This is a genomic window from Streptomyces sp. CNH189, assembly GCF_000527195.1.
This window is the reverse complement of record NZ_AZUS01000011.1, coordinates 152220-164032: the sequence shown is the minus strand read 5'-3', so window position 1 is coordinate 164032 and position 11813 is coordinate 152220. Positions and strand designations below refer to the sequence as shown.

9 protein-coding genes are annotated in these 11813 nt (G+C 70.9%); 6 read left to right on the top strand and 3 right to left on the bottom strand.

The window, feature by feature from the left end; genetic code table 11:
• Window positions 1-74 precede the first annotated feature (74 nt).
• The 3 genes from B100_RS0117015 to B100_RS0117005 all read left to right on the top strand — a co-directional run bounded on the left by B100_RS0117015 (window position 75) and on the right by B100_RS0117005 (window position 3917).
• Window positions 75-962, top strand: a complete 888-nt coding sequence (locus tag B100_RS0117015; RefSeq protein ID WP_024885635.1) for an FCD domain-containing protein — start codon at window positions 75-77, stop codon at window positions 960-962.
• Between the two features lie 427 nt (window positions 963-1389).
• Entirely contained in the window at window positions 1390-2916 is a 1527-nt protein-coding gene (locus tag B100_RS0117010) for an RNA polymerase sigma factor (RefSeq protein ID WP_024885634.1), read from the top strand.
• A gap of 158 nt (window positions 2917-3074) precedes the next feature.
• The gene (locus B100_RS0117005; RefSeq protein ID WP_024885633.1) at window positions 3075-3917 is read left to right on the top strand and encodes a S1 family serine peptidase; all 843 of its coding nucleotides are present in this window, start codon (window positions 3075-3077) and stop codon (window positions 3915-3917) included.
• A gap of 386 nt (window positions 3918-4303) precedes the next feature.
• On the opposite strand, the gene B100_RS0117000 is transcribed toward B100_RS0117005, so the two are convergent.
• Window positions 4304-4531: a DUF7455 domain-containing protein gene (locus B100_RS0117000; RefSeq protein ID WP_024885632.1), complete on the bottom strand. Its 228-nt coding sequence runs from the start codon at window positions 4529-4531 to the stop codon at window positions 4304-4306.
• Between the two features lie 440 nt (window positions 4532-4971).
• On the opposite strand from B100_RS0117000, the gene B100_RS0116995 reads away from it, so the two are divergent.
• The 3 genes from B100_RS0116995 to B100_RS0116985 all read left to right on the top strand — a co-directional run bounded on the left by B100_RS0116995 (window position 4972) and on the right by B100_RS0116985 (window position 9318).
• Window positions 4972-7095: a DNA topoisomerase IV subunit B gene (locus B100_RS0116995; RefSeq protein ID WP_024885631.1), complete on the top strand. Its 2124-nt coding sequence runs from the start codon at window positions 4972-4974 to the stop codon at window positions 7093-7095.
• Between the two features lie 166 nt (window positions 7096-7261).
• Window positions 7262-7729, top strand: coding sequence for a DUF485 domain-containing protein (locus B100_RS0116990; protein ID WP_078540965.1), 468 nt, complete (start codon window positions 7262-7264; stop codon window positions 7727-7729).
• On the top strand, window positions 7726-9318 hold the full coding sequence (locus B100_RS0116985) for a sodium/solute symporter (protein WP_024885629.1): 1593 nt from the start codon (window positions 7726-7728) through the stop codon (window positions 9316-9318). The genes B100_RS0116990 and B100_RS0116985 overlap by 4 nt, the downstream gene beginning before the upstream one ends.
• Window positions 9319-9408: 90 nt before the next feature.
• Here the strand turns inward: B100_RS0116985 and B100_RS0116980 are convergent, their stop codons facing one another.
• Both B100_RS0116980 and B100_RS0116975 read right to left on the bottom strand, forming a co-directional pair.
• Window positions 9409-10092: a response regulator gene (locus tag B100_RS0116980; protein WP_024885628.1), complete on the bottom strand. Its 684-nt coding sequence runs from the start codon at window positions 10090-10092 to the stop codon at window positions 9409-9411.
• Window positions 10089-11762 carry a sensor histidine kinase gene (locus B100_RS0116975; RefSeq protein WP_024885627.1) on the bottom strand — a complete coding sequence of 558 codons (1674 nt, stop codon included), beginning with the start codon at window positions 11760-11762 and terminating at the stop codon, window positions 10089-10091. Before B100_RS0116975 ends, B100_RS0116980 begins: the two co-directional genes overlap by 4 nt.
• Window positions 11763-11813 lie beyond the last annotated feature (51 nt).

The following is an 11813-nucleotide window of genomic DNA, read 5'->3' as shown; positions in this document are numbered from 1 at the left end:
GTGAGCGATCACCCTTTCGTGTGCTTTTCACCAAAGACCTCAAGGGAGTTGGAACCGACGCCGACAAAGGATGCGTGAGTACCCTTGCGCACACCATGATGACCGCCGCCCGCTCCGCCGACTCCGGCCTCGCGACCCCGGGCGAACTCGACCGCTACCCCTACGCGGAGGCGCCCGGCGCCGACCGTGTCGGGAGCCCCGTGTGGGACGGAGCGGAGCCGGACCTGGGTCGCGTCGGCCGGCGGACCGCGGGCAGCCGCGGACGCGGACTGCACGGACAACTCGTCCAGCAGCTGGGACAGATGATCGTCTCGGGTGATCTCGGCGCCGACCGCCCGCTGGTTCCGGAGGAGATCGGTCAGCGTTTCGAGGTGTCCCGCACCGTCGTCCGCGAGTCGCTCCGTGTGCTGGAGGCCAAGGGCCTGGTCAGCGCCCGGCCGAACGTGGGCACGCGGGTGCGCCCGGTCAGTGACTGGAATCTCCTCGACCCGGACATCATCGAGTGGCGGGCCTACGGGCCGCAGCGGGACGACCAGCGCCGGGAGCTCAGTGAGCTGCGCTGGACGATCGAGCCGCTCGCCGCCCGGCTGGCCGCCGGTCACGGCCGGGAGGACGTCCAGCAGCGCCTCGCCGACATGGTGGAGATCATGGGGCACGCCCTCGGCCAGGGCGACGCGCTGACCTTCGCCCGGGCCGACTCCGAGTTCCACTCGCTGCTCATCCAGGTCGCGGGCAACCGCATGCTGGAGCACCTGTCCGGCATCGTGTCCGCCGCGCTGCACGTCTCGGGCGGCCCCGTCACGGGCTGTGAGCGGCCGAACGAGACCTCGCTCGCCCACCACGGCCGGATCGTCGACGCTCTCGCCGGCGGCGACGGCGCGGCGGCCGAGACGGCCATGCGGCAGCTCCTCACGGTCCACCCCGAGGTGGAGCGCGTGGTGCCCGCACCGCGCGAGCACTGACCGGGTTCCCCTGACGGCGCGGTCCGGCCTGCCACCCCCCTCCTGTGGCAGCGTCGCGTCCGTGAGCCGTCCCACGTCGGACCCCGCGGGATCATTGGCGATCCCGTGGGGTCCGACGGTACGAAAGGCGGACCGGCACCCGGGCAGGCGACCTCCTCGCCCCGGTGCACACTTATGTCCTCGTCTGTCAGATTCTGACTGATTACGGGGTGTGACTCGGGCCACGCGGATTGGGCGTAACGCTCCCGGGGAGAACGCGATGACCTAAGAGGTGACAGCCGCGGAGGGAATACGGACGCCGTTCACGGCGCTGTGCATCTTCCCCGGCCCCCGCCCGCGCCGTCGGCCCATCCCCAAGCCGGCGGTCGGCCCCTGTCCACTGTGGACGGGGCCGGAAGCCGTTTTCCAACGTTCCGAGAGGTTGTTCGTGTCGGCCAGCACATCCCGTACGCTCCCGCCGGAGATCGCCGAGTCCGTCTCTGTCATGGCGCTCATCGAGCGGGGAAAGGCTGAGGGGCAGATCGCCGGCGATGACGTGCGTCGGGCCTTCGAAGCTGACCAGATTCCGGCCACTCAGTGGAAGAACGTACTGCGCAGCCTCAACCAGATCCTCGAGGAAGAGGGTGTGACGCTGATGGTCAGTGCCGCAGAGCCCAAGCGCACCCGCAAGAGCGTCGCAGCGAAGAGTCCCGCCAAGCGCACCGCCACCAAGACCGTCGCGGCCAAGACGGCGACCCCGCGGAAGACCACCGCCGCCGCACCGGCGGCTCCCGCCGCCGACCCTGCCGCCGAGGAAGAGACGCCCGCCAAGAAGGCGGCCGCCAAGAAGACCACCGCCAAGAAGGCGACGGCCAAGAAGACCACGGCGAAGAAGACCGCCGCCAAGAAGACCACGGGCAAGAAGGACGACGCCGAGCTGGTCGACGAGGAGGTCATCGAGGAGACCAAGGCGGCGGACGAGCCCGAGGGCACCGAGAACGCCGGTTTCGTACTCTCCGACGACGACGAGGACGACGCCCCGGCGCAGCAGGTCGCCGCAGCCGGTGCCACCGCCGACCCGGTCAAGGACTACCTCAAGCAGATCGGCAAGGTTCCCCTGCTCAACGCCGAGCAGGAGGTGGAGCTGGCCAAGCGCATCGAGGCGGGCCTCTTCGCCGAGGACAAGCTGGCGAACTCCGACAAGCTGGCGCCGAAGCTCAAGCGCGAGCTGGAGATCATCGCGGAGGACGGCCGCCGGGCCAAGAACCACCTGCTCGAGGCCAACCTCCGACTGGTGGTCTCCCTGGCCAAGCGCTACACCGGCCGCGGCATGCTGTTCCTGGACCTCATCCAGGAGGGCAACCTCGGTCTGATCCGCGCGGTGGAGAAGTTCGACTACACCAAGGGCTACAAGTTCTCCACGTACGCCACTTGGTGGATCCGTCAGGCGATCACCCGCGCCATGGCCGACCAGGCACGCACCATCCGTATCCCGGTGCACATGGTCGAGGTCATCAACAAGCTCGCGCGTGTGCAGCGCCAGATGCTCCAGGACCTGGGCCGCGAGCCCACCCCGGAGGAGCTGGCCAAGGAGCTCGACATGACCCCTGAGAAGGTCATCGAGGTCCAGAAGTACGGCCGCGAGCCCATCTCCCTGCACACCCCGCTGGGCGAGGACGGCGACAGCGAGTTCGGTGACCTCATCGAGGACTCCGAGGCCGTCGTCCCGGCCGACGCCGTCAGCTTCACGCTGCTGCAGGAGCAGCTGCACTCCGTGCTCGACACCCTGTCGGAGCGCGAGGCGGGCGTCGTCTCGATGCGGTTCGGTCTCACCGACGGTCAGCCGAAGACCCTCGACGAGATCGGCAAGGTGTACGGCGTCACGCGTGAGCGTATCCGCCAGATCGAGTCCAAGACCATGTCGAAGCTGCGGCACCCGTCGCGTTCGCAGGTGCTGCGCGACTACCTCGACTAGACCGGTCGATCTCGCACGACGACCCGTCGTGCACCGCCGTCCGTGAAGGCCCGGCCCCCGTCCAGGGGGCCGGGCCTTCACGCTGTCGCGCGCGTGCGTGCACCGACCGCTTCCCTCACTGTGGGTGGCTAAGGATCACCCCAGTGTGAGGAGCGTGCATGCGACGTCGACTTGCCAGGGCCCTGGCCCTGCCGCTGACCCTCGTGGCCGCGGGGGCCGTCATACCACTGGCCACGGCCGCTCCGGTGGCCGCCGACAGCATCGTCGTCGGCGGCTTCCCCGTCGATGTGTCACAGAGCCCGTACACCGTGGCCCTCTCCAGCCGTGACCGGTTCGGAGGTACGCGGGCGGGACAGTTCTGCGGGGGCGTGGCGGTCGGGCGGACCACCGTGCTCACCGCCGCCCACTGCATGGACAAGGACGTGCTCGGCACCGCCCCGGAGCGGCTGCGCGACCTCAGGGTGATCGCGGGACGCACCGAGCTCCTCTCGGACCGGGGCCATGAGGTCGCCGTACGGGCGATCTGGGTGAACCCGAAGTACGACGGCGAGACCAACTCCGGGGACTTCGCCGTACTGAGTCTGGCCGAACCGCTGCCGGCCACCTCGGTCATAGGCATGGCCGGGGCGGGTGATCCGGCGTACCGCTCGGGTACGGCCGCCACGGTCTACGGCTGGGGGGACACCACGGGTTCCGGCAGCTACGCCGGCAGTCTGCACGGCGCCCGGGTTCGGGTGCAGCCCGACGCGCTGTGCGAGCAGGCGTACCCGGGCGGTTCCCACGGCACCTACCGCGCCGAGACGATGCTGTGCGCGGGTGAGGTGGCCGGGGGGCGGGACGCCTGCCAGGGCGACAGCGGCGGGCCGCTGGTCGCGGAGGGGCGGCTGATAGGGCTGGTGTCCTGGGGGGCGGGATGCGGCTGGGCGGGCAGCCCGGGGGTCTATACGCGCATCTCCGACGTCCTCCGCGCTCTGGGGTGGCCTGCGGCCTCCCAGGCCTGAGAGGGCGGCAGCGGGCGCCGTGAGGGCTCTGGCCGGCCCTCGCGGCGCCCGCCTGCCGGTCCGAAAAGGAGTAAAGGCGTTTCCGGCGCGGGGAGCCCCGTAGGCACCCGAGTCTCGCTTACGTGCGCCGGTTCACGCCCCGTGAGGAGGCACGGGCACGCGGAGCCACGCCGGTGTGCCCAGGGGACGGGAGGCTGGGAGGCTGATTGAGGCGCCCTGAGGCGCCTCCAAGCCGCTCCAGCACGCCGACCGCCGCTCGCGCAGGCCCGAAGAGGGCCTGGACGCCCAGGAGAACGCAAGACGGGCGGCGTCCTCCACCGGGGAGGACGCCGCCCGCTCGCCGGCCTGTGCCGGTTCGGCTGCTCGTCGTGTGTGGACGTGAAGTCTCAGCGCTCCTCTTCGGGAGCTGCCTTCGGAGCGGTCAGCCGCTCCGACTCGTCCTGTATCTCAGCGGCGATCTTCTTGAGTTCCGGCTCGAACTTGCGACCGTGGTGGGCGCAGAAGAGCAGTTCTCCGCCGCTCAGCAGGACGACGCGCAGGTAAGCCTGGGCGCCGCAGCGGTCGCAGCGATCGGCGGCCGTCAGGGGGCTCGCGGGGGTCAGAACAGTAGTCACGTCGCCTCTTCTCTAGCTCGACGAGCTGTCGTACCAGGGTCAACATCCAACCAGCCCCAAAACGTTCCCGCTCGAGGCTTTTCCTCGAAAAAAGTTTCCGAGGCGGCCGGCTGCTGCCGGTTGGCGGCGAATGTGCCGTAGTGCGTGTCTCTGTGTCGTACGGATTCGCGTTCGTATCGGTGGTCGGCCCTCCCGGCTGGGTTGCCGGTTGTTCATGAGGACGTGCCCGGAGCCTAAATGGTTCATGCCTCGAAGGGAACGTGATGTGTGCTTCACTCCTCCGAAGGATCGAACACCCATACGACTCTCGACTAGGGTGGGCCGGAGACGAGGGTGGCGTTACAACGGCTCTACCAGGCCTCGGTACCCTCTCACCGGTGAACCAAGCCGCGCCCTTACCCACCAGGGCCCCATCTGAAATTCAGCGAGGAGCGAACCGCGTGACCGCCGAGACGTCCGTGCCGTCCACAGCGCTGCTGGCAGGAGCAGACCGGGACGGTTCCAACTACACCGCGCGGCACCTGCTCGTCCTCGAGGGGCTCGAGGCCGTGCGGAAGCGCCCCGGTATGTACATCGGGTCCACCGACAGCCGTGGCCTGATGCACTGCCTCTGGGAGATCATCGACAACTCCGTCGACGAGGCTCTCGGCGGCTACTGCGACCACATCGAGGTCGTGCTCCATGACGACGGCTCGGTCGAGGTCCGGGACAACGGCCGGGGCATCCCGGTCGACGTCGAGCCCAAGACCGGCCTCTCCGGTGTCGAGGTCGTCATGACCAAGCTGCATGCCGGCGGCAAGTTCGGCGGCGGCTCCTACGCGGCCTCCGGCGGCCTGCACGGCGTCGGCGCGTCCGTGGTCAACGCGCTCTCCGCGCGGCTCGACGTGGAGGTGGACCGCGGGGGGCACACCCACGCGATCAGCTTCCGGCGCGGTGTCCCCGGCGCCTTCACCGGCCAGGGCACGGACGCCAAGTTCGAGGCCAAGAGCGGGCTGCGCAAGGCCAAGAAGATCCCCAAGACCCGCAGCGGCACCCGGGTGCGCTACTGGGCCGACCGGCAGATCTTCCTCAAGGACGCCAAGCTCGCCCTGGACACCCTGCACCAGCGCGCCCGGCAGACCGCCTTCCTGGTGCCCGGCCTGACCATCGTGGTCCGGGACGAGTACGGGCTCGGCGAGGGCGGCAGCAAGGGTGAGGAATCCTTCCGCTTCGACGGCGGGATCAGCGAGTTCTGCGAGTTCCTGGCGTCTGACCGACCGGTCTGCGACACGCTCCGCTTCACCGGACAGGGCTCCTTCAAGGAGACGGTCCCGGTCCTGGACGAGCACGGCCAGATGACGCCCACCGAGGTCACCCGCGAGCTCGGCGTCGACGTCGCGCTGCGCTGGGGGACCGGCTACGAGACGACACTGCGCTCCTTCGTCAACATCATCGCCACCCCCAAGGGCGGCACCCATGTCGCGGGCTTCGAGCAGGCCGTCGCCAAGACGATGAACGAGGTGCTGCGGGCCAAGAAGATGCTGCGCGTGGCCGAGGACGACGTCGTCAAGGACGACGCCCTCGAGGGCCTCACCGCGGTGGTCACCGTCCGCCTGGCCGAACCTCAGTTCGAAGGCCAGACCAAGGAGGTGCTCGGCACCTCGGCGGCCCGCCGCATCGTGAACAACGTGATCTCCAAGGAGCTCAAGGCGTTCCTGACCTCGACCAAGCGGGACGGCGCCCAGCAGGCCCGTACGGTCATGGAGAAGGTCGTCGCCGCGGCCCGCACCCGCATCGCGGCTCGCCAGCACAAGGACGCACAGCGCCGCAAGACGGCCCTGGAGTCCTCCACGCTGCCCGCCAAGCTCGCCGACTGCCGCAGCGACGACGTCGACCGCAGCGAGCTGTTCATCGTCGAGGGTGACTCCGCGCTCGGCACGGCCAAGCTCGCCCGGAACTCCGAGTTCCAGGCACTGCTGCCGATCCGCGGCAAAATCCTCAACGTGCAGAAGTCGTCCGTCACGGACATGCTGAAGAACGCCGAGTGCGGGGCGATCATCCAGGTCATAGGAGCCGGGTCCGGCCGGACCTTCGACATCGACGCGGCGCGCTACGGCAAGATCATCATGATGACCGACGCCGATGTGGACGGCTCCCACATCCGCACCCTGCTCCTGACCCTCTTCCACCGTTACATGCGGCCCATGGTCGAGGCCGGCCGGGTCTTCGCCGCCGTGCCGCCGCTGCACCGGATCGAGATCGTCCAGCCGAAGAAGGGCCAGGACAAGTACGTCTACACGTACTCGGACCGGGAGCTGCGCGACAAGCTCATGGAGTTCCAGAGCAAGGGCGTCCGCTACAAGGACTCGATCCAGCGTTACAAGGGTCTGGGTGAGATGGACGCCGACCAGCTTGCCGAGACCACCATGGACCCGCGTCACCGCACCCTGCGCCGGATCAACCTCACCGATCTGGAGGCCGCCGAGCAGGTCTTCGACCTCCTCATGGGCAACGACGTCGCCCCGCGCAAGGAGTTCATCTCCAGCTCCGCGGCCACGCTCGACCGCTCCCGCATCGACGCCTAGAACAGAAGCCTGGCAGAGAGATCCAGGACGACGGCGCCGCCCCGGAGCGGGACGGCGCCGTCGTCCTAGCCGCTTCCGGAGGTGCCTGCACCCTCCAGTCACCTGATGGAGTGAACCGGAACGGGAAGAAGAGTCAGGGAAGTTCCCGTTCTGTCCATCCTTGGGCATGCAGCGAAGCAATGCGGGGGACGTGACCTACGACGATCCCTGGTACGACGCCCTGGCCTCGGGCTGGGGCGAGTCGGCCGAGGCGACGGGAGCGGCGGAAGCACCACCGCGGCGGCCCGGGCGGGACTCCGTGCCGGCGGCCGACATCTACCTCGAGGTGCAGCGCAGCGCGGCCTTCCAGGAAGTACGCGGCCGCTACCGGCGCTTCGTGGTCCCCGGGGCCCTCGCCTTCCTCGTCTGGTACGTCGCGTACGTCGTGACCGCCACCACTGCGCCCGGGCTGATGGCACGCCCCGTCGCCGGCGCGGTGAACGTGGGCATGCTCGCGGGACTCGGCCAGTTCCTCACCACCTTCCTGCTCACCTGGGCCTACGTGCGCCACGCCCGGCTGCGGCGCGACCGGGCCGCGCTGGAACTGCGCTGGGACACCCAGGAGCTGGCGCGCGGCAGAGGCGGTGCGGCGTGACCACCGACCACCAGACCACCGCACTGCTGCTGTTCAGCGTGTTCGTCGCCGTCACCCTCGGCATCACCACCTGGGTGAGCCGTCACCGGCAGGGCTCCGCCGAGGAGTTCTACGCGGGCGGACGCCTCTTCTCGCCCCTGGAAAATGGTTTTGCCATCGCGGGCGACTACATGTCCGCCGCTTCCTTCCTCGGCATCTCCGGACTCATCGCCCTCGTCGGCTACGACGGGATGCTCTACTCCGTCGGCTTCCTCGTGGCCTGGCTCGTCGTCCTGTTCCTGGTCGCCGAACTGGTGCGCAACTGCGGGCGGTTCACCCTCGCCGACGTGGTCGCCGCCCGCATGCGGGAGCGGCCGGTGCGCATCGCCGCCGGCACCTCCTCCGTCACCGTCTCGGTGCTGTACCTGGTGGCGCAGATGGTCGGCGCGGGCAGCCTGGTAGCGCTGCTGCTCGGCGGCACCGGAGAGGCCGTACAGGCCTGGACCGTCGTCGGCGTCGGCGCGCTCATGGTGATCTACGTGTCGCTCGGCGGCATGCGCGCCACCACCTGGATCCAGATCGTCAAGGCGGTCCTGCTGCTCGGCGGCACCATCACCCTGACCGTCCTCGTCCTGCTGCGCTTCCACGGCGACATCAACCGCATGCTGCACACCGCCGCCGAACGCAGCGGCCACGGCGACGCGTTCCTCGCCCCCGGCCTCGCCTACGGCGGCGACTGGACCGCCCGTTTCGACTTCATCAGCCTCGGAATCGCGCTGGTCCTGGGCACGGCGGGCCTGCCGCACATCCTGTCCCGCTTCTACACCGTCCCCACCGCGCGGGCCGCCCGGCGTTCGGTGGTCTGGGCGATCGGGCTCATCGGCGGCTTCTACCTGATGACGATCGTGCTCGGCTTCGGTGCCGCCGCCCTCATCGGCCCGGACGCCGTGCGCGCCTCGCACGCGTCGGGGAACACGGCGGTCCCGCTGCTCGCGCTCGACCTCGGCGGCGGCGCCGGCACCACGGGCGGCACGGTGCTCTTCGCGGTCGTCGCCGCGGTCGCCTTCGCCACGATCCTCGCCGTGGTCGCCGGGATCACCCTCGCCTCCTCGGCGTCCGTGGCCCACGACCTGTACGCCTCGCTGCGCCGCCCGGGCGGCAAGCCGCGCAGCGAGGTGGCCGTCGCGCGCGTCGCCGCCGTCGGTATCGGCGTGGTCGCGATCGCCCTCGGCCTGCTCGCCCGCGACCTCAACGTGGCGTTCCTGGTGGGCCTCGCCTTCGCCGTGGCCGCCTCCGCGAACCTGCCCGTGCTGCTCTACTCACTGTTCTGGCGCGGCTTCACCACGCGCGGCGCCGTGTGGTCCGTCTACGGCGGCCTCATCCCGGCGGTCGTGCTGGTGCTGCTGTCCCCGGTGGTGTCCGGCAGCCCCGACTCCCTTTTCCCCGAGGCCGACTTCCAGCTCTTCCCGCTGCAGAACCCGGGCCTGGTCTCCATCCCGCTGGGCTTCCTCGCGGGCTGGCTCGGCACGGTCACCTCCCCCGAGGTGCCCGACGAGGCCCGGTACGCGGAGACCGAGGTGCGCTCGCTGACGGGCGCGGGCGCGGCGTAGAAGGAACTCCGGGGCCCGGAGACGTACGGTGCCGACATCCGTATGAGGGGGAAGGCACGGTTTCCTTCCCCCGCCCCCACGAGCCGTGCCTCAGGCGCGGGTCGCCCACACGTAACGGTGTTCCGGGCGGCCCGCGTCGCCGTAGCGCAGGGTCAGCGTGGCCCGTCCCGTGCACTCCAGGAGCTTCAGATAGCGCTGGGCGGTCTGCCGGCTCACTCCCGTGCGTTCGGCGATCTCCTGGGCCGACAGCGGGCTTCCGGCGGCCATCAGCGCCTGTCGTACGAGCTCCGCCGTGGTGGGGGAGTGGCCCTTGGGGAGCTGCGGCGGCCCGGTCGACTCCGACAGGGCGCCGAAGATGCGGTCCACCTCGGCCTGTTCGGCCTCGCCGCCGCCGTCCAGGGTGCGGCGCAGCCGCGCGTACGCCTCCAGCTTGCCGCGCAGCCCGGCGAACGCGAACGGCTTGACCAGGTACTGCAGCGCGCCGTGCCGCATCGCCGCCTGCACCGTCGAGACGTCCCGGGCCGCCGTCACCATGATCACGTCCGCCTGGTGGCCGCGCCGGCGCATCTCCCGGACCACCTCCAGGCCCGTCTCGTCGGGCAGGTAGTGGTCCATCAGGACGAGGTCCACCCGGGGGAGCGTCTCCACGCGGTCGAGCGCCTCGGCCGCGCTGTGCGCCGGGGTCACGGCCCGAAAGCCGGGCACCTTGTCGACGTACGCCGCGTTGACCCGCGCCACCCGCACGTCGTCGTCCACGACAAGCACCTCGATCATCGCGCCTCCTCCGCTTCGGTGGGCCGGACCTGGGCTCCGGTGAGGGCTGCCCGCGCGTCCGGCTCCGCCAGGGCCTCGGGCAGCACGACGGTGAACTCGGCGCCCCCGCCCGGCGCCTCGCCCACGCGCGCGCTGCCTCCGTGCCGGTGGGCGAGCCGACGCACCAGCGGCAGTCCGATGCCGCGCCCGCGGTGCCCGGGCGGCTCCTTGGTGGACCAGCCCTCGGTGAAGATCAGCTCACGCCGCTCGGGCGGGATCCCCGGACCGGTGTCCCGCACCACGAGCACCGCCGTACGGCCCTCGGTGCGCAACTCGACCTCCACGCGCGCGTCCGGGGTGCCGGCGACGGCGTCCAGCGCGTTGTCCACCAGGTTCCCCACGACGGTCACCAGACCACGCGGGTCGACCAGACGGTCCGGCAGGCCGGTCCGGTCCGACACCCGCAGTGCCGCACCGCGCTCGGCCGCCACCGTCGCCTTGCCCACCAGCAGCGCCGCCAGCAGCGGGTCCCGGATCTTCTCGGTGACCTGCTCCGACGTCGCCCGGTGCTCGCCCACCACCTCGCCGACGAACTCCACCGCGTCGTCGTACATCTCCAGCTCCAGCAGCCCCAGCAGGGTGTGCATGCGGTTCGCGTGCTCGTGGTCCTGGGCGCGCAGCGCGTCGATCAGCCCGCGCGTGGAGTCGAGCTCCCGGCTCAGCTGGTCCAGCTCGGTCCGGTCGCGCAGGGTCGCCACCGCGCCGCCGTCGTCGGTCGGCATACGGTTCGCGACCAGCACGCGGTGCCCGCGGACGGTGAGCAGATCGGTGCCGCCCACCCGCCCGGCCAGCACGTCCGCGGTACGGCCCCGCCCCAGTGCCTCGTCGGGCGAGCTGCCGACCGCCTCCTCACCGATGCCGAGCAGCCGCTGCGCCTCGTCGTTGAGCAGACGGACGCGGCCGGTGCGGTCCAGCGCCACGACACCCTCCCGGATACCGTGCAGCATCGCCTCGCGCTCCGCGAGCAGCGCGGCGATGTCCGAGAACGCCAGGTCACGCGTCTGCCGCTGGACCCGCCGGGAGATCAGCCAGGCCGCGAGCGCACCCACCGCCAGGGCACCACCCGCGTACGCGAGCAGGCCGGGGATCGCGTGGATCAGCCGGGCCCGGACGCTGTCGTAGGCGATGCCGACCGAGACCGCGCCGACGACCTCGCCGTCCGCGTCCCTCAGCGGGACCTTGCCGCGTGCGGAGCGTCCGAGGGTGCCCTCGTCGATCTCCATGACCTCGCGGCCGGCCAGCGCCTCGCTCGGGTCGGTCGACACCGGACCGCCGATCCGCTCCGGGTCGGTGTGCGACCAGCGCACGCCCCGCCGGTCGAGGATCACGACGTACTCCGCGCCGGTGGCCCGCCGGATCCGCTCCGCCTCCCGTTGCACCGGTCCGTCGGGCGTCGGCTCCGTGGCGCGCAGATCCTCCACGATCCCGGGCTGCTGGGCGGTGGTCTGCGCGATCGCGAGGGCGCGGCGCATCGCCTGGTCGTCCAGCTGCTCCCCGAGCGGTGCGAGGAACAGGCCGGTCGCCAGCACCGCGACCCCGGCGGCGATCGCCACCTGCATCAGCAGGACCTGGGAGAACACCCGCCGCGGGAGGCCGAGGCGCAGACGGCGGGCGGGGGCTGTGGAGGGCATGCCCCGACGGTACGTGGGGGAGGCGGGAGTGCCGTAGCGGGTGTGACGTTC